This is a genomic window from Maribacter sp. UBA3344 (assembly GCF_002362375.1).
Taxonomy (GTDB): domain Bacteria; phylum Bacteroidota; class Bacteroidia; order Flavobacteriales; family Flavobacteriaceae; genus Maribacter; species Maribacter dokdonensis.
In genome coordinates this window covers 317494-340997 of sequence record NZ_DERI01000009.1, presented here as the reverse complement: position 1 = coordinate 340997, position 23504 = coordinate 317494, and the positions used below count along the sequence as shown (strand labels likewise).

Genomic DNA, 23504 nt, shown 5'->3' with positions numbered 1-23504 from the left:
GTGTTAAAAGGATACATTTAAACCAAACAAGATGGTTCTTGAATTAGGGTAAGTATACCGGTCTATACCAAAAGTTTGTATACCATCTATTTCACTACCTGTGTTTACTTCTGGACTGTAGCCTGTATAATCCGTAATGATGAATAAATTTTGACCCGTTAGCGTAAAGCGTATATCGTTCACATAATCATCTAACCCAATTTTATTGGCCAAAAGGTTGTACCCTAACGTAGCATTGTTCAATTTCAGGTAAGCACCGTCTTCCAAATATCTGGTTGATACCTCATTGGAATTATTAACATCTTCGTTTGGAAACTGAATAGCGAAATCAGTAGTATTCAAATTTCTGCTTAATTGTCCTTTTGAGAATGACGACATTACGGTGTGGTTGTAAATTTTATTACCGGACACCCCATTAAAATTAAATCCTAAATCAAAATTCTTATAATCAAAATTCAAATAGAAGGCATAAGTAAAATCTGGCAGGGCACTACCTGCAGCAATACGGTCATCATCTAAAATTTCACCGTCTCCGTTTACATCTCTAAATAGATTTAAACCGTCATCACCAATACCAATAAACTCTTTCATGTAAAAGGTACCTATAGCCTCATTGTTCAAATAACCGTTGATCGTTGCGCCAGTTTGCCCACCACCTTGTGCGGCACCTGTGGTAATAATGGCAAAAGGAGAGTCCGTAACCTCATTTTTAATGAAAGTAGCATTACCACCTACATTAAGAGAGAAATCTTCACCGATCATTGTTCTAAAATCCAACGCAAATTCTACACCGGAGTTATGTATTTCCAAATCTTCAAGATTGGTCCATATTTTCTCGGTTGGTTGAATAGGATCCACTCTATTGGCAAACAATACTACATCTGTAGTTACCTTATTAAAATAATCTACCGTACCCGTAATTTTATTATTCAAGAAACCATAATCCAATCCAATATTGGTCTGAGTGGCAACTTCCCATTTTAAATTAGGATTTGCAGTACGAGCAGGTACCGTACCAAATGGATAACCATCTAATGTGGTAGCACTATCATCTAAAGGATAGGTGTCATTATCACTTTTACTATCAATATAACTTGCCAATGACACTTTATTATCTATACCTTCTTGACTACCCGTTTGACCCCAACTAGCACGTAGCTTTAGGTTGTTCACAATGGTACTTTCTGACAGGAAATTCTCTTTACTTATATTCCAACCTAAGGCTACAGAAGGAAAATAACCGTACTTATTGTTCTCTCCAAATTTTGAAGAACCATCTGCGCGCATGGTGGCAGTCAATAAATATTTATCTTGATAATCATAATTTACCCTACCAAAGAAAGATTGTAATTCATTTTTCTCTGCCGTAGAGAACAAACTAGTAGGAAATTCTTGGCTACTGATCTGATCTTGATATCTTGGATCAATACCATTATCCGCAAAACTTTGCAACTCAAATTTCTTTTGTTGGAAGAACACTTCTTGGTAAGAATGACCAACCAAAATTGTTGCTCCATGATCTCCTTTTTCAAATGTATAGGTCAACGTGTTATCTACCTGTGTATTCTGGTTGGTAGTGATCCAACTATTTAAATACCCTTGATTTAAATCTTCTAACAAGGCATATGGCGCACGTTGTTGATCTCTATTTGTAGAGGAATAATCTACACCCAAATTAAGTTTGTACGTTAATCCTTTTACAATCTCTACAGATGGAGAAATATTCGCCAAAATACGGTTACTATTAGACTCATCGGCATAGATTTCATTACGTATCAATGGGTTTAATCTATTATCATCTAACAAAGTGGGTTCACCATTTGTGTATAAAGGTATTGTAGGGTTCAGCTCTAACATATCTGCAACCGTAGCACCAGCATCTGGTCTATTGTTCAAAGTTCTAGAAGCGGATAAATTGAAATCTACATTCAACTTACCGTCCAAAGCCTTTTGATTCAAGTTTAAACGGCCAGAATATCTTTTTAAAGAACTATTGGCAAACGTACCCTCTTGATCGTCAACCCCTACAGAAGCATAATAATTGAATTTATCAGATGCCCCACCACTCATTGAAAAGTTTACGTTTTTAGAAATACCTGTTTGTGTAAGCTCATCTTGCCAATTGGTATTTGCGCCTCCATCTACCAAAGTACCACCAACAGCTGGCACCTGTCTTCTAAACTCATCTGCAGAAAACACATCTATTTTATTAGCCAATGTTGCAAAAGCCGTAGAAACCGAAACATTCATTTCCGTTTTACCGGTTTTTCCTTTTTTAGTAGTGATTACAATAACCCCATTTGCAGCACGTGCCCCATAAATAGCGGCAGCAGATGCATCTTTCAACACATCCATGGATTCAATATCTTGAGGATTGATAAAATTTAAAGGATTAGAGGCCACACCCGTAGAAGTATTATCTATGACAAAACCATCTATTACGAACAAAGGCGAAGTACCCGATCTAAAACTACCAATACCACGAATAACAATATTTTGTGAAGCGCCAGGCTCACCACTTACCGAAGTAATGTTTACACCGGCAACTTTACCCTGTAATAATTGACCAGGATTGGCAACTACCCCTTTATTGAAGTTTTCACTTTTAACCGATGCAATGGATCCCGTAACATCCGATCTTTTTTGAGTACCATAGCCCACAACAACAACATCATCTAATTGCGTAGCATCTTCCACCAATTGAACAGCTATTGTGGTTTGGCCCTGCAAGGCAACTTCTTGTGTTGTAAAGCCCAAATAAGACACCTCCAATACAGCATCGCTCTTAACATCAATTGTGAAGTTACCATCAAAATCTGTAGTGACCCCGTTTAAAGTTCCCTTTTCAAGTACCGTAGCACCAACCAATGGAACACCACCCTGATCGGTAACCGTACCATTAACGGTCAAAAACTCAACTTCTACCACTCTTTTGAAAACCTTTGGCTTTACGGTAATAGAAATAGTGTTATTAATCCTTCTAAAGGTTAAATTGGCATCTTTGGCCATTAGCTCTAAAACGGATCGTAAAGACACGCTTTCATAAGCTACACTATAGGTATTCTTAAGCTTACCTACTTTGCGATCGTACACAAAATTAAAATTTGTCTGATCTTCGATATTGGTTAAAATATCCAATACCGTAGCGCCTTCAACGGCGATATCCACTTTGTAATTTTCTAATTTTTGGCCCCTAAGGTCAGCTGCAAGTATGGGATTCAGCATCGCCATGATCATAAGGAGACAAAACGTATTGAATGTCAACTTGATAAATTGTTTATTAGTTAGCAAATTCATAATTTCACATAATGTTTAATGGTTGTTTTTTATAAATAATCTTTGAATAATTGACAGCCTGTTTAGCTCGCCAAAGTGTTACAGGCTGTCTACTTTTTTAGGTTTAGGTCTACATCATAATTGGTTTTTGGTTTGTTAGTCATTATCTCTACATTTTCCTTTGATTAGAATTGTACTGTTCTTCAAGGGTTGAAAAGACAAACCCTTTTTCACATAAGTGATACTTTCTAAAACATTGGACAAACTTTCATTATTGAACGAAGCGGTAATATGGCAATCTAACGGCGTATCATCATGAATTACAAAAGTGACTCCGTACCACTTCTCTAAAACATCAAGTGCCTCTTTCATGGTTATATCATTCAGCGTTAAAAGTCCTTTTTGCCAATTGATCAAACTATTGGTATCAACATCGTTTTTTGAAATACTATCAGAATTTTTATGAAATACGCCCTGTTCATTGGGCAGTAAGAACACCGTATTATCCTTAGCTCCAATTTGCACTTTACCCGTAGCAACGGTTACCAAAATATCATTGCTTTTAGGGTAGGCATTAATATTGAATGATGTGCCCAAAACCGTAGTGCTTAAATCTCCGGATTTTATGATAAAAGGTTTGGTCTTATCTTTTGCCACATTAAAAAAAGCCTCGCCCACTAAGGTGACCTCCCTGGTGTTGCCCAAAAATTTCTCTGGAAATGAAATTGTACTTCCCGAATTCAATTTTATCTCTGTACCATCAGCTAACACAAAATCTTTTCGTTGACCCCATTCTGTAGTTTCAACTATTTGTGATACAGTAACCGTCTTTTTATTTTCTGTATTTAACCCTAAATATGTTAAAACCCCTAGGTTGATTATTATCGCAATAGCTGCAGCAACTTTCACCCAAGATTTATCCGACTTTCTATTTTGCTTGTCATGTATTCTCTTCAGCAGTTTTTTCCCTACCTGTTTTCTATGATCATCATTTTTAAATACATGACCTTCTTTATCAAGCATTAGAGAAGCATCAAACTTTTCTAAAAGTTTTTCTTCTGTAGTTGTAATTGTACCATTTAGGTACTTGTTCATGAGTATTTTTACTTCTTTTTCGGTCATTATACTATTGTTACAATCACAAGTACCATAACCTAAGGGGCACGCACACTCCAAAAAGCAGGCTTAATGGTTACTTAACAAAACAACGGTGTGCTTAACTTTTAGATAATGAAAAGGAAACTAAAGAAAGAAAAACAAGGTTTTTGCCACGGCAAGTTCTTTTCGCAATTGGCGTAAGGCAAAAGAAATTTGGTTCTCTACGGAACGTTGGGAAATATCCAATTTATGGGCAATCTCCTTATTGTCGATATTATTTATACGACTAAGTCTAAAAATTACCTGACATCTTTTTGGAAGGTGAGAGATGACACTATTTATTCTGGTAGATAATTCAATGACATCATCATTTTGATCCACATCTGATGCTACAGACAATGTATGTGCAACCTCTAACTGAATCTTATTGAATTTTTGATTGCGTAAATGATTGTAACATTTATTACGAATAGATTTATATAGGTAAGATTTTAAAAACTTGACATCCAAATCTTGTCTTCGTTGCCAAAAATCTACCCAAATATCCTGCACCACATCTTGGGCTAGACTGTCATTCATGAGTATAGAACAAGCGTAGGAATACATTGGATCCCATAACTCTGTAAACAATATATTGAATGCTTTTTGGTCCGACTTTTTTACACGCAAAACCAAATTTTCAATACTACCGTTATCTATTCCCTCCACTTTCATAGTTCACAAATCTCCTATAAATTAATTGAAGTGATATTATAACATTGTAAACATTAGGTAAAATGATCTCTTTAACCTAATGAGCGGATAGTGCTCTGCAAATTACTTTTTAACAGCAATTTTCAACACCTTTAATAATTTATCAAAAATTTCATTGTTCTCGTACACCCCTTGAAATTCCTGAGACATGGGACCGTAAGCAAAAACAGGAACCATAGTGCCGGTATGGTCATGAGTGGTAAAATCCGCCTCAATCTCATGCCTAACAACATTACCTTGCGGTATGGTCAACCCGCCAGTTTCGTGATCTGCTGTAATCACTACTAGGGTATTACCATCTTCATCTGCAAACTTTATAGCCTCTGATACCGCCCTATCAAAAGAGATACTTTCCGTAACAACACCCTTTATATCATTGGCATGACCATAACTATCAATCTTTGCACCTTCTACCATTAAGAAAAAAGGCTTCTCTTTATTCAAATATGAAATTCCATTCTTGGTGGCCAAAGCCAATTTTTGGACATTTGATTCGGTCACGTTTTCATTGGAATGATCAAACCAAGCTCCTATTTTTTCATCTTCACTTGCGCCTATAGTGTTTATATCGGTTTTCATTACAAAACCGGCATCATCAATATGTTTTACCGTTTTTGTTGGCTGAGAGATAAACAGTTTTAATTTAGAGATTTTTAAGTCAGAGGCTATTTCTGCCGCCATACCCCTATCCGTTCTATGCGCATAAAAAGAAGAAGGTGTTGCCCCAGTAATTTCATCTGTAGTAATGACCCCTGTATAAAAACCTTTTTCAGATAATATTTCTGTGAGATTGAGAATAGTCGCACCTTTCTTATTAGTACCTATTGCCCTATTATTTGTTTTTTGCCCTGTAGCTATCGCTGTACCTGCACCCGCAGAATCTGTGGTAAAATCATCTGCAGATTGTGTTTTAATAAAACCTATACTTTTTAATTGCGTTAAGGACAATTCTCCATTATTTGCTAAAACAGTAGACGATATCTGCGTTAACCCATTACCGTCACCTATCATTAGAATAATATTCTTTGGAACCCGTTTTGCTTGATCTACTTTAAAATTTGGATAATACACTTTAGAAAAAACAGAATTTTGCACTACTCTGTCTTTTAAGGAAGTAACATATGTAACACATTCATTGGGCATATCCGTATTTATATAATCTACACCCATGTTTACAAAAGCCTTCCAAGCAGATTTTGAATCTGGTGTTGCCCAAAAACGAAAAGGCTTATTTAAAGCATGTGCCTTATTAATAGCTTCAGTAACACTTATAAAGTCCCGAGAAGTAAGTCTACCTTTACCGTTCCATTCAGAATAGTTTTTAAAACTTAAACTTATCAACGCAATTTTTTTAAGCACTTCAGTATTGTTTACAGGCTGCAAACTCTGATAATCAAAGAAAATAAAATCAGGATAATCAATATATTCTTTCAAATCTGGGCGGTTACCCGAGATAACAATTTTTACATTATCGGCATTAATGATTGCTGGGTATTCTTTCAATTCAGCAACTATAGCATTTAACGTTTTATGTGCGTTTGACTTTACATCTATCAATAATTGTAAAGATTTATTTTTAAGCAACCCTAAGGCTATAGCCTCTTGAAGGGGATTTAAATAAAGTCGAGCCAAGGTTGGGTTTTCTTGAATTTCATTTTGTTCATGTGCTACCAACAATTTTCCGTCCTTATAAAACACATCAACTTCAACAGATTGCACCTCTGCGCCCAAAGCTTTCCAAAAAGGAATATTTTGCTTGTAATCGTTATGGGAATGCACTTTAAATTCTTGTGTATAACCCGCATATACACTAATGAACAATAAGCAAACTATTGGTAATTTTAAAAGTCTCATAAATAATTATATAAAGAAGAAATTTGGTCAACAAACATTAGATATTATTATACCTAAGCTATTTTCTATGGTTTGCAAAAGTGAGGTCTAAATTTCTTAATTATCTTAAATTAATATCAAGTAAACATTAAGTTGTTATCAAAATGCTCATATCTATTTATTTTTTTTAGCCAGCTGAAAGACTTTTTTATTTATTTTTGAAAACTACCAAAACCACCAATGACCGAAAATATTAAACAAATGTTCAGTAAAATGAACGACGAAACTCGCGAAGAAGCTTTAGAATGCTTAATGGCTGAGTTCAACTTGGAAAGTACCAAATACGCTAAGAAGAATTGGATTATAGGAGGGCGTATACCTGAGGAAAACCAAGAAAGAATTGTTCGTATTTTTCAAAATCTACTTAGAACACAAGCCTTTAGAATAAAGGAAATAAAAGTGAAGCTATAAAACTAGATTTTTAATATTTCACCAACTTCAAGCTTTAATGTTACTCCGCTTATTTTTAAAGCGAATGATTTTTCAATTAAATACTGCAAAAGTTGAGCACCTTGTTTACCACTTAGTCCGTTGGCATGAATATTTGAAATACAATTTCTACGCTCATCGGTAAAGCCTATTTTCGGATGATACGTGGTGTAAATACCCATACTTTCAGGTGATGACAAACCTGGTCTTTCACCAATACATACTGCTACAAAATCTGCATGGTAAAATTCCGCTACCGCATCACCAATTGCAACTCTCCCATGTTCCACGAGTGTAATTGCGAAAGTATAGCTGTCGTTCAGATTTGGTAAAAGATGATTTAAAACTTTAAAGGCGTAAGTATTTACAGCTTTTGCCGAAAGTCCGTCAGTAATGACAAAAACAATATCGACTTTTTCAGTCTTAGTTAAATTAGTATTAAACAGTAATTGTCTGCCAAGATCAGGTCTCTTTAAATACTCAAGCCTGTCGCTTGCTCTACTTTTAAATGTTTGATATGGTATTTCCTGCGCTTTACATTTTTGGGATAGCCCCTCTACATCTAACTTGGTTACAATAGCATCTTTTGCCATTGCATATGCATGTTTTAATGCCAGTACTTCGCTCAAAGGCAAACTAGTACCCACATGGCCTAGTGCTACTCTCGCCTTAGTGTGTTCTTTTAATTGCTGCCATTTATTGGCTATGGTTAAATCCTTACTCATAATTTCAACAGCAATTTATTCGCGTCATCTATGCTACATTTATTACCCGCTTCATCTATGATACCCATTTTCAACAACCAAGCTTCAAACTCCGGTGCTGGCTTTTTACCAAGAACCTTACGTAAATACATTGCATCATGAAAAGAGGTAGATTGGTAGTTTAGCATTATATCATCTGTACCGGGTACACCCATAAAAAAATTACATCCGGCTACTCCTAATAAAGTCAATAAATTATCCATATCATCTTGATCGGCATCTGCATGGTTGGTATAACATACATCCATACCCATAGGCAAGCCCATAACTTTGGCACAAAAGTGATCTTCCAATCCCGCACGGATAATCTGTTTTCCATCGAACAAATATTCCGGACCAATAAAACCAACCACAGAGTTTACTAAAAAAGGATCAAAGTGTCTAGCGACCGCATAAGCCCTTGCCTCCATTGTTTGCTGGTCAACACCATGATGGGCATTTGCAGATAAAGCGGACCCTTGACCGGTTTCAAAATACATACACTGATTACCAATCGTACCTCTCGCCAAAGCCAAAGTAGCATCATGAGCTTCCATTAAAACTTGTAGATCGATACCAAAAGAACTGTTGGCCTTTTGCGAACCGGTAATGGATTGAAATACTAAATCGACCGGAGCTTTATCCATAATCTGTAAAGCCGTAGTTACATGACACAACACACAACTCTGGGTAGGTATTTCATATTTTAAACGAACATCATCAAGCATTTTCAATAGATTAATAGTCACACTAGGACTATCGGTTGCGGGATTAATACCAATAACCGCATCTCCACAACCATACAATAATCCGTCTATCGTACTTGCTAAAATCCCTTTCATATCATCCGTAGGATGATTGGGCTGTAAGCGCACCGAAACATGACCTTTTAAGCCGACCGTGTTTCTAAAACGGGTAATTACTTGAATTTTGGAAGTGACGGCAATCAAATCTTGATTACGCATTAGCTTACATACGGCAGCTACCATTTCTGGAGTCAATGCTTTGCTAACTTCTAAAATATTTTGCCCAGATGTAGTATTTTCTAGCAACCAATCCCTAAGGTCACCTACCGTAAAATGAGAAATGTTATCAAAAGCTTTGACATCATGGGTATCGATTATTAACCGAGTAACCTCATCTAATTCATAAGGAACTACTGTTTCATTTAAAAAAACTTTTAGGGGCAATTCACTCAACACATACTGAGCTGCAATTCTTTCCGTATTACTAGCGGCTGCCAAACCCGCCAAAGCATCGCCCGATCGTAACGGACTCGCTTTTGCCAAAACAGATTTCAAATCATCAAAAAGATAATTCTGTTTTCCCAATGTAAATTGATAAGCCATGCTAGTTTTTCCGGATTAAAAATACATACACCAAGCTACAAGCAATAAAAATAACAAACGCCGTAAATTGAAGGTATGCAAAAGCCAATACACAAATTAGCGAAATAATTACAGCAGTCATAGCGCTAACGGTTGAGAAAATAGGGTTAAAATCTGAATGTCGATACCAATCGAACTCAGATACCGAAGATACCAAGTCTTCCCTTTTTCTTAAAACCAACAAAGATGCACTTACCGCCAAATACATACATACCGCCCCAAAAACCGACAGTTCAATTAAAAATCCGGTTTGGCTACTCCAAATAGCGACGAGGCTAATAATAAAAACCAACGCAGAGGCAACGGCTCTTTTAGAAACCCCTTTGATTTTTAAATCCGGCAGCAAGGGCTCTAGCTGCGTAGTTGCCGCAAAAGCAATTCCTTGTAAGGAAGCTATGAGTCCAAATAGCCCAATAAATGTAAATAGTTGCACTAAAAAATTCTCTTTCCCCAATATCAATGCCATAGATGCAGGCATGGGATGATTTTCAGTAAGTATATCCATACTTTCTGGCAATGTCCAATCTATACCTCCAGCGGCAAGGAATAACACCAAAAGCGCCAAAGTCAATAAGGTAAAAAAAGCGAGATTATACCCCCTGGTAATTGTTTTTCTAAACCCCTTTCTATCAATCGTTTTGGTCATAAGCGATATCCCTTCAATGGCTAAAAACAACCAAATAGCATATGGTATGGCTTGAACAAAACGCTCAACATCTAATGACCCCACTCCTGAATTCATGAGATTTTCCACTTGAAAAGAACTAACGACAGAACCTTGGTACAAAAATAATTCCGCAATGGCCAATAAGGTTAAAATCACTAATAGACGCACCCCAACATGCATTTCAAAGAGGTTTATGATAGAGAAAAATAATATAAAAAGTGTAGCTATCCAGGGAGACATCGTTAAATCATCTATTAAAAACCCTAAATATTCACCGAGAGAACTGGCAATAGCAGGAGTGGCAAATAAAAATTCAAACAAAATTGCCAACCCTACAAAATAACCCCATTTCTGACCAAAAGCTTTTTCGACATAAGAATGCGGACCATTGGCATTAGGATGTACACATGCCAATTCAATTAAATTTTGCACTAGCCCAAAGTACATTAAAGCCGCAACTGCCACAGGAACAAAAAACCATAATGGTCCGGTAATGGCCCAACCTAAATTCCAGCCGAAAGATTCACCTGAAATCACCATCCCAACACCAATTGCCCAAATTGCAAAAACTCCAATTTTCTTAGAAACAGCAGGTTTTTCAGTAATCTTCATTAAAGTAAGAGTAAGGTGATGGATATCAACGTTCACCTTAAAGCTAAGATTAATTATGATAGCTTAAGCCCAACACCGATATAATAAATAAGAATTGACATAGAAGTATGAAATCAATAAAAATAATAGGTCCATAATTAAAAAGCGATAATTTAAGACTACCAAATTTTTAGTTTCTGTGGTAAAGTCAAGACACAAAAAACCGACACATTATGAGGATATGCCGGTTTTTTCAACTAACTCAAACTTATTCTAAACTCGCTGCAAAGATGCATTCATTTATTAGGATCAAGTTTAACTAAACATCAAGGAAACTTTAAATCCTCTAAAAGCCAATGACTATTTTAGGGTTATCACGATAGTTCTTTAATTGGTACTTCAAATTTAAAATCTGTATTTTTTTTCCATAGCATAACGCAATAACTCTCCCTTTCCTTTTAAACCTAAAATTCTTGCCATATTTTTTCTATGTGTATCTACTGTGTGAACACCAATAAACAATTCTGCACCTATTTCACGTGACGTTTTACCTTGGGCAATAAGGTGTAAAATTTCTGTTTGCCGCTTAGTCAGTAAACTTTTAGATGAACTCCCTGTTTTTGAATTATTTGCCACGGTAATATTACTATCGTAATACGTTTTACCCTCATAAACAGCATTAATAGCGGCTAGCACTTCTTTTAATGCAGTATTCTTTAAAATATATCCATCTGCTCCTGCTTCTAGCATTTGAGAAACAGCCTCGTTTTGATCGAACATAGTAAACGCCAAGACCTTAATTTTAGGAAATTCCTTTTTAATAACGGTTGTTGCTTGAATACCGTCTAACTTTGGCATTCTAATATCGGTAATAACAACATTGGGTTCTTTTAATCTGACCAAATCCAACAATGCTTCGCCATCGTTTACGGTACCAACTATACTGATATTGTCCTCATACTTCAACTGTAATTCTAATCCATCAATTAGAGCTTGGTGATCTTCTGCAATAACTAGTCTTATCATATCGGTATATCTAAAATAATTACTGTCCCTTTTCCTAACTCAGACTCCACGTCCATGGTTCCATGCAAATGGTTAATACGCTTATCTATACTTTTTAAGCCCATACCACTGCTATCTGCTTGAATAGCATTTACAAGCATACCTTTACCATTATCTTCTACCAAAATATTGAGTGTTTCTCCATGGTTTGTAATATGAATATTCATTTCGGTAGCTTCGGCATGTTTAATTGCGTTGGTAATCAATTCTTGAATGATACGAAAAAGCATAAGTTCTATACTATTCTCTAGCCTATTATCCAACCCATGATCATGCACTAAAATGTTGATTCCGCTAGCTATAGATACTTTTTCCGCCATTTGTTTAACAGCCTGCAACAACCCTTGTTTAGCAATTAAACCGGAATTTTTTGCGTGTGCAATTGCACGTATTTTACCATAAGCTTCATCTATGAGTAATTCTGTTTTTGCAAAAGTTTCTAAATTCTCTTTTTTATCTGAAGCTTCCAACGAATTGAATTGCAATTTTACCGCAGCCATTAAACTTCCTAAATCATCATGAAGCTCATTGGCAACACGTTGCCGTTCTTTTTCTTGCCCCTCTACCATAGCATCTATAGTAGCAAGCTCCTGTTCTTTCAATAAGTTAGAAACTTTTTGCTGCTGCAAGGTTTTCTCTTGTTCAGCCAATAACTGTTTACGTTTGGTATTCTTATGTATTAAAATACCAATTAAGGATCCTAAAATTAAAAGTGTTCCTAGAAATATAGCCCAGTTCCTTATTTTAACATTGGAAGTCTCTAACTCCAACTTATCTAATTTTAATTTATCGGTTTGGTTTTGAACCGTAAGTATTGACGATTCTAAGGTGTTATTTTTATAACCCAATTCATATTCGATATCTACCGATTTACGCAGATAGTGATAAGCAGAGTCAAATTTATCTTCATCATAGTGGATAAATGAAGCCAACCTATTTTCATAAAACTGTTCCCTTAACCTATCAGAATACTTTTTTGATAAATTCAAATACCTTTTAGATTCTTCATTTTGGCCTTTTTGAAGGTAAACGTATGCTAATTGCCAAGCAATTTTATTTCTAAAGTGCCTAACATGATTACTATCACCTAGAAGACTATCTGCTTTTATAAAAAAATCTTCAGCTTTATTAAAATCTTCCTCTATTTTATAAAACATACCCTTTTCATAATAGTAAACGGGGTAAAAGGCATGAGTTGTAGAAAAATCCTGGAAAATAGAATCTAATTTTTTGTAGTTAGAATAATATTGTGCATCAATATTATCAATACCTTTTGAAGAAAAAATCAATTTATAAAATATAATTAAAGCTTCATCTGTTTGATCTTCTTTAATATTCATAAACCGATCTAAATACGGCTCATATTGTTTGCTCCCTATAAAAATTTCACCAGCGAACAGATCCAACATAGCTATATGTGCTGCGCGAATTAACTTTATCTCCTTTAATTCATCGGCTATTTTAATAGCCTTGGAAAAATTTTTAAAAGCCTCTAAATTATTTTGCTTATCCTTAAAAGTAGATTGATATCCTAAGATTAAGTATTTTATAAAATTTAACTCTGTGTCTAGTCCAATTTCCAAATTTACTTCATGGTTAGAAATAGCATCCTTTTCCATCAAAAGGTTTACAAGCAGGCTTAAATGATTTTTAAGTTTAAGATGCTCTTGACTTTCAGCTATTTTAACTGCCAAATCATAATTCTTATTTTTTGTAGCGTCAAAAAACCCATGAATTCCTTTGTTGTTAGACAAGAGATCAGAGCTATTAAATAAAATAAGTACTACGAAAATTCTTAACATTAAAACATAATCTTATTAAAACTTGAACTACATCTTTTACCAGGTAAGGTCGATGCAATTTCATTATTATATACTTTATTCAAATCTTCTTTATCATAATCTTCTTTTCGCACTACCAAGCGCCCATCCTTATAGAAAAACTCAAAATCAAAAGCTTTACCATTATCTGGTTTACAAGCTATTCGCCCATCATTTAGCAAAACTGGAAAACCTGACTCATTAATTTCAGGAAACATAGGATTTAAAATACGTTCTGAGTGTAAATAACTACCGTTTTCAAAATGAATATTTTTCAACTCATTTTTACCCAAATTATAAGTTGACTTATCACTTAACGCTCGCGTATAAATTATAAAGGTTAGCCCATCTAATGCCCTTGTTGTGGAAACAACTACTGAATCTATCCCAATAAAATAAGTTGGTTTATAATTTACTATTTCAAAATCAATATTTTTCAAAGTCCTATATTCTTCACCCAAAACAGAGTTTACCATTTCTATTTTGGCATAAATACCATAATTGGTTTGATAATTTTGCCCTGCCATAACAAGCTGTTTACGACTATCTGCCAAATCAATGGTGGAACTGTATTCTTGAAATGGATTATTGTCAATTTTCTTTAGGATTATTCTTTGTTCACCACCCACGGGCAATTCTTTTTTTTGAGCAACACTCATTTTACATGTGAAAAGAAATAAAATTAAAATGGCGAAACTGGTAACTTCTTTATGCATTTTCATTGTATCCTATATTTTGGTTTGGTTTTTCAAATATGAATTAAGTAATTAAAAAATACTATACCCAATACACGGTATATTCTTTAAAAGAACTAAAAATTAAAGATCAATCAAAGTATTAATACATGAAAAAATACCCGTAACTGGGTATTGTACAGATACCTAACTTCCAATAGTTTTACCCGGTAATCAATCAGGTTCAATAGAGCGTAGTTGTTAGTTGTAAAAATCCGTTCTCCCCACAAGAGGACGGATTTAACCTAAGTGAAATGCAAAGACAAAAAGAAGAACTTCAAATTTTAGCCAGAATAGGAGAACGAAAGATAAATCGTTAAAGAATAGCTATGAATTAACCGAAACTGAGCTTTTAACGATTATTAAACTACATTATAAATACAGAAATAGAAAGGAATTGGATTTTGCTAAAACCTTGAATATATTTTAGACCAAGCCCTTCATGGAAATTGCCTATCGAAATCGGGGGAACTAGAGAAGCAACGAAAATGAAGGGCTTGGTTTTTATATTATTAATGGATAAAACAGCTGCAACCTACACCCATTACATTAACAAATCACCTTATATCATACCCTGATAAATTATTAACAATTAGTGTTAATAACATTTAGTGTGCATTTCATCGAATAAATTCAACTTTTCGTCGTTAATGGATAAAGTTTAAATATTTTCGGATTGCGTTAATTTTTTAGCGAGATAAATTTTACCAACATTTACATGAAATTCCACCTTACCAAAGCCTTTTTCGTCCCTGTTGCAGCCATTGTTTTCTTATTAAGTTTATCTTCTTGCGGTAAAGACTACGACCTAGTTTCAGATTACGTAGTACGTGAGAATGTTGAAACCAATATTTTAGAGGATAACATGAATTCCCAAAATTCTAGTGTAACCTCAATAGATGCCCAAAACAATAAGGGAAAATAATAGGTTCTTTCATCCTACTAGACTCCGATTTTTCCCTAGATGTCTTCACATCTATATCTAAGTGTATATATTTGTCAGAAGCGCCACTGTACTTAAATGCTTTTTAACTTTTATACCACTAAATAATAGTTAGTTTTCTACCTACTAAGTTTCCTTTACCATAAAACAAATTACCTTTCTAACTCATTTTCAACTAACTTTGTAATGATTAGATATTCCTCACTTTTTTGTACACGATAATTGACATAGAAACTACCGGTAACGGTATTAAGGGTAATAAAATTACCGAAATTTCTATTTTTAAATATGATGGTCATGAGGTAGTTGACGAATTCACTTCACTAGTAAATCCGGAATGTGAGATTCCCGCTTTTATTACCGGACTTACAGGTATTGATAATGATATGGTACGTAATGCCCCGTTGTTAGAGGATATTATTCCACAGATTATTGACATTACCAAAGACACCATTTTTGTAGCGCACAGCGTCAATTTTGATTATAATGTCATAAAAAATGAATTTAAACTGCTTGGGCATGACTTTTCTAGAAAAAAATTATGCACCGTACGCTTATCAAGAAAATTATTGCCCGGCTACAATTCTTATAGTTTAGGAAAATTAACCAGCGCCTTAGGCATACCATTAACTGACAGGCACCGTGCCAGGGGTGATGCTCATGCCACCGTACTTTTATTTCATAAATTATTGAGAACTGAAAATGCTGAAATTGTTTTCAAGCAATTTCTCAATGCCAAATCTCAAGAAGCTACACTACCACCCGGCTTACCAAAAGAAGAATTTTTAAAATTACCTACGACCCCCGGTGTTTATTATTTTAAAGATCAAAAGGGAAAGATTATTTATGTTGGTAAGGCAAAAAACATCAAAAAAAGAGTGCTTGGGCATTTTTATGATAAAAAAACGAAAGAATTGGTTCTTTGCGCTGAAACCGCTTCTTTAGATTATGAGGAAACAGGTAATGAACTTATTGCACTTTTAAAGGAATCTGCCGAAATTAAACACTATTACCCCAAGTACAATAGTGCTCAAAAAAGGTCTATTCAACAATATGGTATTTTCACTTACGTTGACCGCAATGGTATTTACCACTTGGCGTTCAATAAGATAAAAATGACTCCCAACCCTATTGCCGTTTGTTATAGCCCAACGGAGGCCAGACAATATTTAGAAACCCTGTGTAGCACTTTTGAGCTTTGCCCAAAATATTGCCATCTGCAAGAAAATGTGGACGTATGTTCTCACTACAAAATAAAACAATGCCTTGGTATTTGTTCTGACCTAGAAATGGTGGATGAGTATAACGAACGCGTTCATAATGCTATACAAAACATTAAAGATGTTTCCTCCACCTTGGTTATTAAGACCAAAGGCAGAACTTTGGACGAAAACGGCTTTGTAATCATTAAAGAAAATAACTACGCCGGTTACGGCTTTGCACCTACCGAAGTGGCTATTTCACAAATGGAAGACCTAGAAATGTTCATTACACCGCAAAAAAATACGTTAGAAACCCAGCGTATCGTAGAAAGCTATTTAAGAAAACACCCCAATACTATTTTTCAATTATAGCGTAGTAGGGCACACATAGTCCGTCTTCTCCAAATCTTCTTTCTTCAATGCTCCATAGCCACCTTTAACATCGATGAGATTATGAATACCACGACTTTTTAAAATAGAAGATGCTATAACAGAACGGTAACCACCTGCACAATGCACCAAAAATTCTCCCTTTTCAGGAAATTTGGACAAATGTTTGTTCAATTCACTTAATGGAGTATGAACTGCACCTGCCAAATGCTCGCTTAAATACTCACCATCTTTACGCACATCAAAAACGGCATTACCTTTATCTATTAAAGTTTTGGCTTCAGGTGCCGTAATAGAAGTTATTTGATCTACTTCCTTCCCTGCCGATTTCCAAGCTTCTATTCCGCCTTTTAAATATCCGATGGCAGCATCAAAACCTACTCGGGACAATCTAGTAATAGCCTCTTCTTCTTTACCTTCAGGAATCACCAATAGTAAAGGCTGTTTGGTATCGGCAATTAAATCGCCCACCCAAGGAGCAAAATCACCGTTCAATCCTATAAATATGGACCTTGGTATATGACCTTTTACAAATTCATCTTGGTGTCTAACATCTAACACCAAAGCCTCGGTATCATTAGCCGCTTTTTCAAATGCATCGGGCGATAATTCAACATTACCACGATCAAGCACATCGTCTATATCTTCATATCCCTCCTTATTCATTTTTACGTTTAAAGGAAAATATTTAGGCGGAGGCAATAGACCATCGGTTACTTCTTTAATGAATTCTTCCTTGGTCATATCCGCTCTAAGAGCGTAATTCATTTTTTTCTGATTACCCAAGGTATCCACCGTTTCTTTCATCATGTTCTTACCACATGCAGAACCGGCACCATGCGCAGGATATACGGTAACATCATCAGCCAAAGGCATTATTTTAGAACGCAAACTATCAAACAGCGTACCTGCTAATTGCTCTTGGGTCATATCAGCAGATTTCTGTGCTAGATCAGGTCTACCCACATCACCTAAGAACAAGGTGTCTCCAGAGAAAATTGCATGATCTTTACCATTTTCATCACGCAACAAATAAGTAGTACTTTCCATAGTATGCCCCGGTGTATGAAGCACTTTAAAAGTGAGCTTGCCCAACTTAAATTCTTGACCGTCTTCGGCAATGATAGCTTCAAAATTTGGGTTAGCGGTGGGACCGTAAATAATAGGAGCTCCTGTTTCTTTTGAAAGCGTTACGTGCCCGCTGACAAAATCTGCATGAAAATGGGTTTCAAATATATACTTGATTTTGGCATTGTCATTTTCAGCCCTTTGAATATAAGGCGTTACCTCACGTAACGGATCTATAATGGCAACTTCCCCTTCACTCTCAATATAATATGCTCCTTGAGCCAAACAACCTGTATATATCTGTTTTATATTCATACTAAACTACTTTATATTATAACAATCGCTACACCTTTAAGGTACAAGATTTTTTTAATTTATATTGCTTTTGGCCTTGGCCATTCTACTATTTTCATAGGCTACTTTCGCGGCCAATAAGGATATCTCATTTGGATCATCAAAGAAATCGACAGCTTCTTTTGTTTTTACGAACAAAAATTCTCGCTGTAATTCCTTTATAATACCTGTACTAAAAATAATATCCCTTGTTGGTCCAATGGCGCCTGCAATGTAAAATTGCAGTTCACGTTCCCTAATATCGTGTATTAATTTAGTCAACATATCCGCAGCGGTAGCATCAATGTAATTTATAGATTCTGCATTCAAAATAATTCCTTTAAGTGCCGGACCTTTTGCCTTTATATGCTTAAGCAATTGCTTTTTAAAATAAGCTGAATTACCAAAATACAACTGAGAATCGAACCTAACGATCAACAAATCATTACGCACCACCACCTCATCCGCAAAACGAATGACGTTTTTATAATAGTCGGAATTGCCAATATTACCAATCTCTACAAAATGGGGTTTAGAAGTCCTATAGACCATTAGCAATAAAGAGCATAGAACACCTATTAATATACCTTGTGTAATACCGATGAACAAAGTGATTAAAAAAGTCACTAGCATCACAAAAAATTCATCTTTTCTGTTTGACCATAAATATTTAAAGTACTTAATATCTATAAGTTTTACTACGGATACCATAATGATACTAGCCAGAATAGCATTCGGTAAAAACTTAAACAACGGTGTTAAAAAAAGTAAGGTCAGCACCACCAAAATAACACTGAAAATAGCACTTAAATTGGTTTTTGTACCAGCATCAAAACTAATTGCCGATCTAGAAAAACTTGCTGTCACTGGATACCCTTGAAAAAAAGACCCCACAATATTTGATGATCCTAAGGCTATTAATTCTTGATTTGCCTTTATGGTATCTTCCCCCGTTTTATCTTCAATGGCCTTACCTATAGAAATAGCTTCTAAATAGCCCACCAATGCCAATGCTATAGCAATTGGCGCCAGTTGCTTTACATCTTCAATATTCAATGTAGGCATTATAAAAGATGGCAATCCACTAGGTACGTTTCCTACCAATTTAATTCCGTAAGTTTCTAGCTGAAAAAAGTAAACCGCCACAATCCCCAACACTACGATAATTAATATACCGGGAATATTCTTGGCCCACTTTTTAAACCCAAGCAACAAGGCTATACCAACAAGACCGATTGAGAAATCCACATAATTTATTTCTCCTAGCTTATAAAAAATATTAATTACGGTCTTGTAGATTCTGTTACTTCCTACTACGGAAATACCCAACAAATGTTTCATTTGGCTAAAAACAATTATAATAGCCGCGGCAGATGTAAAACCACTAATTACCGGTTTTGAAAGAAAATTGACCAAGAAGCCCATTCGCAAAACCCCCAACAAAAACTGAATAACACCTACCATTAAAGCAAGTACCACCACCATTTTTATATAGTTTTCTACCCCGGTTATAGCCAAAGTACCCAATCCTACAGCCACCAAAAGTGAATCCATGGCCACAGGACCAACCGCTATTTTTCTTGAGGTGCCTAAAAGTGCGTAAACAAGGACAGGAAATAAAGAGGCATAAAGACCATGTACGGGTGGCAAACCTGCTATCATTGCATATGCCATACCTTGTGGCACCAATACAATACCTACGGTAATACCCGCCAACAAATCTTTTACAAAGTCGGTTTTTTTATAGGATGAAATCCAATCCAGAAAAGGAAAAATGTTTTTCACGCCGTAAATTTAATCATTTCATAGGGCATGAAAGCCTATTTGACAGCCAAGATCATGTATTTAAAAGCGTATTAAACTCCAAAGCTTTCGCCACCCAAAAATCCAGGTCATTTTCATTATCGAACCCACCTGGTCCAACAAACAAAAAACCGCGTGAAGGCTTACCCGTAAAATCCATTGGGCTACTACCCGGTTTATTTAGCAGTTCTTCATAATTGAGTTTTCCCACTCGTACCATTAACTTGTCTTCTTCGGTTTTTTTATCGAACATAATACCTATGCACATTTTCCCATTAACCATAAAAACGAGCACGCCCATCATTTTCTTCTCCTCTACAAACCCTTTGCCCTTTAATCTTGGCCTTACCCTATCTGCCAAATATTCACTGTATGCCATTTTCTAAAAGTCCAATTCGTTAGTTTCAAGTTCCATGTATTTTACCTCATCGGCAATTGAAGCAATATTGCCTGCATAATTTTTACCTCGAAGCTTGCCCACGGTATGCGCCTCTAATTCCACCTTGTCATTTCTGTTCAATAGTTCTTTTAACTCCTTTTCAAAATCCGAATGAGAGGAAAGCCATTGCTCTTCCATATCATCGGATAGTATTAATGGCATACGGGGTTCTTTTAATTTAGGGTTATTATGAATTTTAGACATCATGCCATTACCAACAGTGGTTACAATTGAAAAAGAATGGATAGTACCACCATGTTCAGGGTGTATCCATTCAGACCATAATGCAGCCAAAGCTAATGGTTCATTACTTTTTCGGTGGATGAAAAATGGATAGGTGTTATTTTTAAAATGATGATGCTCATAAATTCCGTCCACATAAAGTATACAACGTTTCTCATTAGCTGCATCCCTAAAGGCGGGTTTCTCAAAAATGGTTTCTACCCGAGCATTTAATGTACTGTTCCAAATTTTCTTTTGTTGATCTACATTATTTACCCAATGCGGAATTAAACCCCAAGTAGCTACTATGGGATAAAAACGATCCTGATTAGTGTAGATCAACACTTCTGGATGCGAAAACCCCGATGCATGATGAAGCGGTAGATCGGTCAACGGTCCTAATTTTTCAACAATTTCTTCAATTGCCTTTAAATCTTGATTACGTTTCGCTCTTTTTAGCTGCGCTTCCAAACTGGTTTTCACATCATAACACATACGTCTGTTCTTAACGGTAATTTTTGACTACAATGGTTTTAAACTTACCTTGAAAATGGCAGGCTCATCTTTTAGCACCATAAATCCTTCCGCTAAATTCTGTTGTGCCACGGCATATGGATAAAAGGTAATCGGCTCTATACAAACCATATTTGGCACCTCTGTCCAAAGCATAAAATGGCTAAACCCTTCAGATGTTATTTGAATAGATTTCTCATCTTTTAAGGTAATGGTATCCGTTTTAGGCACTTGTAGTGCCCTACTACCCACCGCCATTACTTCTGGAATTGTAATATCTTGATTGCCCGTTGTGATTACGGCATTTTCTGAATGTAGCATAAATGCCGGATGATAACCCAACATAAAAGGCATACCTTCCTCTCCTGAAATAGAAAACGTAACTTCTAACGAATTGTTCACCAATTCAAGTGTTTTTACGAACTCAAAATCATAAGGCCAACTCAACTTTTCTGCAGTTGATTTTGCTGGATATTTAGAGTTTAAAATCTCCGTATTCGCGCTATATGTTTTAGAAAATACGGCTTTACTATCGGTGCTATCGGTAAGCACATATTCCATTTCACGCAATAGACCATGTTGATCTTGGGTAGCAAATCCTTTTGGAGTATTTACCTTAAAGTCCGTTTCATTGGTAGGACCGATCAACGGAAACATTTCAGTATCTACACTTCGCCAACCAGGGTTCCCTTTTTGATGCATAAACTCATGACCAGAAACTCGGTAGCCTACCAATTCTCCAGCTTCAATTTTAACCTGATGGTCACCTACTTTTAATGTTGTTATATTACTCATTTATCAATCTATAAATTAATAATGCCGTTCTTTTTGTTAATGCTTCTATTGTATTTAAGTTCACGGTTTCCTCAGGAGTATGGGCAGCATTTCCCATAGTACCCAACCCGTCTAAACAATCTACATATTCCGCTACAAAAGAAGTATCTGCCGCTCCTCTTTTACCGGGATCATATGCAATTACCTCACCTTGTTTCAAATCAAGGCTTACTTGATTTAGCTTTGCCAACAAAGCTTTATTTCCTTCTGTAGGTTGCATTGCCGGATAACTATCTTTGAAAGTCACCTTTGCCGATGTATGTGGTAAATTGTTGGCAACAACCGCTCTCATATTGTTACGGGCACGTTCTTTTTGTTCTTCGGATATAAAACGTAATCCGCCACGCACCTCTGCTTTTTGGGCTACTACATTAGTCTTACCGAACACACTACCCTTACTGGTCATTTCATCAAATTCAACAAACGTTCCTCCCACTAAAGTTCCAGGATTAAAGGTCAATAAATCTTCCCCCTTAACATCGGTATAAAAACCGTTCAATATTCTTGACATTTCAAAAATGGCACCTGCACCCGTGTCTTCACTAAAAATACCCGATGAATGCGCTCTTTTTCCTTCCACTTCAACTTTCCAGCCAGATGATCCTCTACGGGCAACGGTAGCATAATTGAAACCTGTAGAAGTTTCAAAACCCAGACCAATATCACTTCGTTTGGCTGCCTCAATTAAATCATGCCTACTTTTTTCCAATGGACTACCAGTACTTTCTTCATCTCCGGTAAAAGCTACTATAATCTGGGCATCATCTAGCAATCCGTTTTCCCGTAATGCTTTTAATGCATAGAGCACAATGACATTGCCACCTTTCATATCATTACCTCCCGGCGCATGGGCAATAGAATCGTTCACCATTTTAAATGTTTGAAACGGACTATCTTCTTCAAAAACCGTATCTAAATGACCTATTAATAATAATTTCTTTCCTTCGGTCCCTTTAATCTCCGCAAATAAATGTCCCGCTCTATTCATTTCTTCGGGCATGGGAATCCACGTACTTTCAAAACCAATTTCAGTAAAAGCAGTAGCAAACTCTTTTCCTACCATTTCTACCCCTTTAAGGTTTAAAGTTCCGCTATTGATATTGACGACTTTCTCCAAGAATGAAATTGCCAGGGCATTATTTTTTTCGATGGTTTTTACAACCTTCTTTTCGTTCTTAGAAAGCTTTTGCGCATTGCTAGTGGTCACTAACAACAATGTAAATAGTGTAAAAAGTAACTTTTGATGCATGTGGTCTGTTTTACACCAAATTTACCAAAAAGGGATTTAACCTAAACTAAA

Annotated in this window: 19 protein-coding genes; 3 read left to right on the top strand and 16 right to left on the bottom strand. The window is 35.8% G+C overall.

Annotated elements, in window-relative coordinates:
• Positions 1–3 precede the first annotated feature (3 nt).
• The 4 genes from B2Z27_RS06610 to B2Z27_RS06595 form a co-directional block, all read right to left on the bottom strand.
• Positions 4–3225 (bottom strand): SusC/RagA family TonB-linked outer membrane protein, encoded by a 3222-nt coding sequence (locus B2Z27_RS06610; RefSeq protein ID WP_286813017.1) that lies wholly within the window; start codon positions 3223–3225, stop codon positions 4–6.
• A 207-nt stretch (positions 3226–3432) separates the two neighbouring features.
• Positions 3433–4398, bottom strand: a complete 966-nt coding sequence (locus B2Z27_RS06605; protein WP_091606498.1) for a FecR family protein — start codon at positions 4396–4398, stop codon at positions 3433–3435.
• A gap of 120 nt (positions 4399–4518) precedes the next feature.
• Positions 4519–5088: an RNA polymerase sigma-70 factor gene (locus B2Z27_RS06600; protein ID WP_058103765.1), complete on the bottom strand. Its 570-nt coding sequence runs from the start codon at positions 5086–5088 to the stop codon at positions 4519–4521.
• Between the two features lie 102 nt (positions 5089–5190).
• A complete protein-coding gene (locus B2Z27_RS06595) occupies positions 5191–6981 on the bottom strand; it encodes an alkaline phosphatase (protein ID WP_286813016.1) in 1791 nt (596 codons plus the stop codon).
• 219 nt (positions 6982–7200) lie between these two features.
• Here B2Z27_RS06595 and B2Z27_RS06590 point away from each other — a divergent pair, with 219 nt between their 5' ends.
• Positions 7201–7431, top strand: coding sequence for a hypothetical protein (locus B2Z27_RS06590; RefSeq protein WP_058103767.1), 231 nt, complete (start codon positions 7201–7203; stop codon positions 7429–7431).
• 2 nt (positions 7432–7433) lie between these two features.
• Here B2Z27_RS06590 and eutC read toward each other — a convergent pair whose 3' ends face one another.
• The 6 genes from eutC to B2Z27_RS06560 form a co-directional block, all read right to left on the bottom strand.
• On the bottom strand, positions 7434–8174 hold the full coding sequence (eutC, locus tag B2Z27_RS06585; RefSeq protein WP_286813015.1) for an ethanolamine ammonia-lyase subunit EutC: 741 nt from the start codon (positions 8172–8174) through the stop codon (positions 7434–7436).
• Positions 8171–9541 carry an ethanolamine ammonia-lyase subunit EutB gene (locus B2Z27_RS06580; protein WP_286813013.1) on the bottom strand — a complete coding sequence of 457 codons (1371 nt, stop codon included), beginning with the start codon at positions 9539–9541 and terminating at the stop codon, positions 8171–8173. Before B2Z27_RS06580 ends, eutC begins: the two co-directional genes overlap by 4 nt.
• Before the next feature lies 1 nt (position 9542).
• Complete coding sequence (locus B2Z27_RS06575) at positions 9543–10859, bottom strand: amino acid permease (protein ID WP_286813012.1); 1317 nt, start codon at positions 10857–10859, stop codon at positions 9543–9545.
• Between the two features lie 384 nt (positions 10860–11243).
• Complete coding sequence (locus B2Z27_RS06570; RefSeq protein WP_286813011.1) at positions 11244–11864, bottom strand: response regulator; 621 nt, start codon at positions 11862–11864, stop codon at positions 11244–11246.
• Entirely contained in the window at positions 11861–13705 is a 1845-nt protein-coding gene (locus tag B2Z27_RS06565; protein ID WP_286813010.1) for a sensor histidine kinase, read from the bottom strand. Before B2Z27_RS06565 ends, B2Z27_RS06570 begins: the two co-directional genes overlap by 4 nt.
• The gene (locus tag B2Z27_RS06560; protein ID WP_286813009.1) at positions 13705–14445 is read right to left on the bottom strand and encodes a hypothetical protein; all 741 of its coding nucleotides are present in this window, start codon (positions 14443–14445) and stop codon (positions 13705–13707) included. Before B2Z27_RS06560 ends, B2Z27_RS06565 begins: the two co-directional genes overlap by 1 nt.
• A gap of 730 nt (positions 14446–15175) precedes the next feature.
• Between B2Z27_RS06560 and B2Z27_RS06555 the strand changes: the two genes are divergently transcribed.
• The gene (locus B2Z27_RS06555) at positions 15176–15382 is read left to right on the top strand and encodes a hypothetical protein (RefSeq protein WP_058103771.1); all 207 of its coding nucleotides are present in this window, start codon (positions 15176–15178) and stop codon (positions 15380–15382) included.
• Between the two features lie 227 nt (positions 15383–15609).
• Positions 15610–16974, top strand: coding sequence for an exonuclease domain-containing protein (locus B2Z27_RS06550; protein ID WP_286813008.1), 1365 nt, complete (start codon positions 15610–15612; stop codon positions 16972–16974).
• On the opposite strand, the gene B2Z27_RS06545 is transcribed toward B2Z27_RS06550, so the two are convergent.
• Genes B2Z27_RS06545 through B2Z27_RS06520 form a run of 6 tightly spaced genes read right to left on the bottom strand, consistent with a single transcriptional unit; the run spans position 16969 to position 23453 of the window.
• The gene (locus tag B2Z27_RS06545; RefSeq protein ID WP_286813006.1) at positions 16969–18375 is read right to left on the bottom strand and encodes an MBL fold metallo-hydrolase; all 1407 of its coding nucleotides are present in this window, start codon (positions 18373–18375) and stop codon (positions 16969–16971) included. The two genes, B2Z27_RS06550 and B2Z27_RS06545, sit on opposite strands and share 6 nt — an antisense overlap.
• Before the next feature lie 54 nt (positions 18376–18429).
• Positions 18430–20178, bottom strand: a complete 1749-nt coding sequence (locus B2Z27_RS06540; protein WP_286813005.1) for a SulP family inorganic anion transporter — start codon at positions 20176–20178, stop codon at positions 18430–18432.
• 52 nt (positions 20179–20230) lie between these two features.
• Positions 20231–20575 carry a TfoX/Sxy family protein gene (locus B2Z27_RS06535; RefSeq protein WP_286813004.1) on the bottom strand — a complete coding sequence of 115 codons (345 nt, stop codon included), beginning with the start codon at positions 20573–20575 and terminating at the stop codon, positions 20231–20233.
• A gap of 3 nt (positions 20576–20578) precedes the next feature.
• Positions 20579–21352, bottom strand: coding sequence for an SOS response-associated peptidase (locus B2Z27_RS06530; protein ID WP_286813003.1), 774 nt, complete (start codon positions 21350–21352; stop codon positions 20579–20581).
• 27 nt (positions 21353–21379) lie between these two features.
• On the bottom strand, positions 21380–22165 hold the full coding sequence (locus B2Z27_RS06525; RefSeq protein WP_286813002.1) for an aldose 1-epimerase: 786 nt from the start codon (positions 22163–22165) through the stop codon (positions 21380–21382).
• Positions 22158–23453 carry a M20/M25/M40 family metallo-hydrolase gene (locus B2Z27_RS06520; RefSeq protein WP_286813001.1) on the bottom strand — a complete coding sequence of 432 codons (1296 nt, stop codon included), beginning with the start codon at positions 23451–23453 and terminating at the stop codon, positions 22158–22160. Before B2Z27_RS06520 ends, B2Z27_RS06525 begins: the two co-directional genes overlap by 8 nt.
• Positions 23454–23504: the final 51 nt, after the last annotated feature.